Genomic DNA, 3,417 nt, shown 5'->3' with positions numbered 1-3,417 from the left:
GGCCGTGGCGGCGCGCGCCCGGCGCCGCGCAACCGCACGCGCGGACGCTAAAGATCAAACGTCGCGCCAATCGAACCGTTGGATGCGCCGATGGCGCGGCACATCGCGGAAACGCACTAATGGGCAGGCCGATCGCCAAGTCACCCGTTCGTGAAATTCTGCACGATGACTTTAGCCTCGGGAAAGCCCGACAAAAGCGCGCTAAATGCCTTCGATTTGCCTTGTAAATGGCCACCAAAGGGCTATATACAGGGCGTATCGGTTGCGTTTATCCCGAAAAATGGCTAAAATCACGAAGTCGCTGGGCATGGTGTTTATTTCGCCGCCCGGATGTGATCTCGGTACAGAAGGATGGGCGTTGCGCCCATTTTTTTTTGGCCGTTCGGTTCAGCATCTTGGGGCAACGAAAGTGCGCCAGCTCAAGGCGCGGTCCGCAGGTGTTCGGCGTGGAGCGCGCGAACATCTTGGAGTCTTTCACTGTGCAACTGACGGAAATCATCGAAACCACGGTCTCGGGCCTGGGCTACGAACTTGTTGATATCGAGCGCGCGGGAGGCGGTTTGCTGCGTATCTCGATCGACCAGCCCGCCGGTATCGCGATTGAAGACTGTGAGAAAGTCACACGTCAGCTTCAATATCTTTTCGAAGTGGAGAATATCGATTACTCACGGCTCGAAGTCGGGTCGCCGGGTCTCGATCGTCCGCTCAAGAAATTGGCGGATTTCGAACGCTTCGCAGGCAGCGAAGTCACTATCACATTGAAGAAGCCGCTGGACGGGCGCAAGTCGTACCGTGGCATCCTGCATGCCCCGGACGGCGAGTCGATCGGTTTGGAATTCGAAGGGAAGGACGGCGGCGCTGCGATGCTCGATTTCACGCTCGCAGACCTCGATAAAGCACGTCTCGTCCCCAAAGTTGACTTTAGGAGCCGCAAACAATGAGTCGCGAAGTTTTGATGCTGGCGGATGCGCTGGCGCGCGAGAAGAACGTCAACAAGGACGTGGTGTACGCAGCGCTCGAAGCAGCGCTTGCTTCGGCAACGAAGAAGCTGTTCGAGGAAGACGTGGATATCCGCGTGGCGATCGACCGTGAAAGCGGTGAGCACGAAACCTTCCGTCGCTGGAAAGTGGTGCCGGACGAAGCCGGCCTGCAGGAACCGGATCAGGAAATCCTGTTGTTCGAAGCGAAGGAAGAGAAGCCCGACGCGCAAGTCGACGACTACATCGAGCAACCCATTCCGTCCATCGAGTTTGGCCGGATTGGCGCGCAGGCCGCCAAGCAGGTGATTCTTCAGAAGGTTCGCGACGCTGAGCGCGAGCAGATCCTGAACGACTTCCTGGAGCGCGGCGAAAAGATCATGACCGGCGCGGTAAAGCGTCTGGACAAGGGCAATTTCATCGTCGAATCGGGTCGTGTGGAAGCGCTCTTGCGCCGCGACCAGTTGATTCCGAAGGAAAACCTGCGGGTCGGCGACCGGGTTCGCGCTTATATCGCGAAGGTCGACCGCACGGCACGTGGTCCGCAGATCGAACTCTCGCGCACGGCGCCCGAGTTCCTGATGAAGCTGTTCGAAATGGAAGTGCCGGAAATCGAGCAGGGCCTGCTCGAGATCAAGGCGGCCGCGCGCGATCCTGGCGTGCGTGCGAAAATCGGGGTGATTGCTTACGACAAGCGCATTGACCCGATCGGTACCTGCGTCGGGATTCGCGGTTCGCGGGTGCAGGCGGTGAGAAATGAGCTCGGTGGCGAGAACGTCGACATCGTGCTATGGTCAGAGGACCCCGCTCAGTTCGTGATCGGCGCGCTCGCGCCGGCCGCCGTGCAGTCGATTGTCGTCGATGAAGAGAAACATTCGATGGACGTCGTCGTGGACGAAAACGAACTGGCGGTTGCCATCGGCCGCAGCGGCCAGAACGTGCGTCTTGCCAGCGAATTGACCGGCTGGCAAATCAACATCATGACGCCGGACGAGTCCGCGCTGAAGCAGAACGAAGAGCGTGGCACGTTGCGCAGCCTGTTCATGGCGCGACTCGACGTTGATGAAGAAGTGGCCGACATTCTCATCGACGAAGGCTTCACCAGCCTCGAAGAGATCGCGTATGTGCCGCTCAACGAAATGCTCGAAATCGAAGCCTTCGACGAAGACACCGTTCACGAATTGCGTAACCGCTCTCGTGACGCGCTTCTGACCTTGGCGATAGCGAACGAAGAGAAGGTCGAGGGCATAGCGCTCGACCTGAAGAGCCTCGAAGGTATGACAGATGAGTTGCACGCGAAGCTCGAAGAACATCAGATCCGCACGCGCGACGACCTCGCCGAGCTGGCTGTGGATGAGCTGGTCGAGATGACCGGTATTGAAGAGGATGCCGCTAAGGCGTTGATCATGAAAGCACGTGAACACTGGTTCCAGTGAGAAATGACCATGGCGCACTGACATATCGCGGCCGGTAGGCCGCATGACCCGATCAAACAGCAGGGAATTTGTCCTTGCATCAAGAGGAATGAATGGCGAGTAACAACGTAGCCCAATTTGCCGCGGAACTCAAAATGCCTGCGGGCGTCCTGCTCGAGCAGTTGCAGGCGGCTGGCGTGACGAAAGCGAGCGAGGATGACGATTTGTCCGAGACGGACAAATCGCGCCTGCTCGAACACTTGCGCAAGTCGCACGGTTCCGCCGATGCTGACAAACGCAAGATCACTTTGACCCGCCGGCATACGTCGGAAATCAAGCAATCCGACTCTACGGGTAAAGCTCGCACCATTCAGGTCGAGGTCCGCAAGAAGCGCGTATTCATGAAGCGCGACGAGAGCGGTGTTGAACAGGTCGTCGAAGGTGCGAACCACGTCGAAGAAGACGAGGTGGATGAAGCCGAATTGCAGCGTCGGGACGAAGAGGCGCGTCAAGCGGCCGAATTGCTCGAAAAAGAAGCGCTGGAATTGAAGGAACGTCAGGAACGCTTCGAACGCGAAGAGGCCGAACGGGTCGCGCGTGAAGAGGCTGCCGAGACCGAGCGCCGCCGCGCCGAGGAAGAAGAGGCGAAGCGTGCTGCCGCTCAGGCGGAAGCCGCGGAAATTTCGCGTGCTGCGTCCGCGGCTCGGCCGGAGTCCCGTGCTCAGTCGAAGGCGGAGCACGTCGCCGACGAACCGGTGAAGGCTGAAGTTGTCGCGCCGCAGGTCGACGAGAAAGCCGCTGCCGAGCGTGCCGCTCAGCGCGAAGCCGCGAAGAAGGCGGAAGACGCCGCGCGCGCCGCGACCGAAAAGGCGCGTGCCGAGCACGACCAGATCGCGAAACGGCGTGCAGCAGCTGAAGCTGAAGCGCGTGCGATTCGCGAAATGATGAATACGCCGCGCAAGGCGCAACAGGCGAAACCGGCTGAGCCGGCGCCTGCAGTCGTGGCCGCGGCTGCTGCTGCCACT

The 3,417-nt window shown here is 59.6% G+C and carries 3 protein-coding genes; all 3 read left to right on the top strand.

All coding sequences use genetic code 11. The annotated features are described in order from the left end of the window. Positions 1–479: 479 nt before the first annotated feature. The gene (gene rimP / locus EOS_RS41455) at positions 480–941 is read left to right on the top strand and encodes a ribosome maturation factor RimP (protein WP_047898052.1); all 462 of its coding nucleotides are present in this window, start codon (positions 480–482) and stop codon (positions 939–941) included. Further along, positions 938–2,413 (top strand): transcription termination factor NusA, encoded by a 1,476-nt coding sequence (nusA, locus tag EOS_RS41450; protein WP_047898051.1) that lies wholly within the window; start codon positions 938–940, stop codon positions 2,411–2,413. The genes rimP and nusA overlap by 4 nt, the downstream gene beginning before the upstream one ends. Before the next feature lie 92 nt (positions 2,414–2,505). Further along, positions 2,506–3,417, top strand: a 912-nt coding sequence (locus tag EOS_RS41445; protein ID WP_047898050.1) for a translation initiation factor IF-2 associated domain-containing protein, incomplete at its 3' end; no start/stop codon positions are given.

Source organism: Caballeronia mineralivorans PML1(12), assembly GCF_001028175.1.
GTDB lineage: Bacteria > Pseudomonadota > Gammaproteobacteria > Burkholderiales > Burkholderiaceae > Caballeronia > Caballeronia mineralivorans.
The sequence above is the reverse complement of the archived record's forward strand: the minus strand, read 5'-3'. Positions and strand labels throughout refer to the sequence as shown.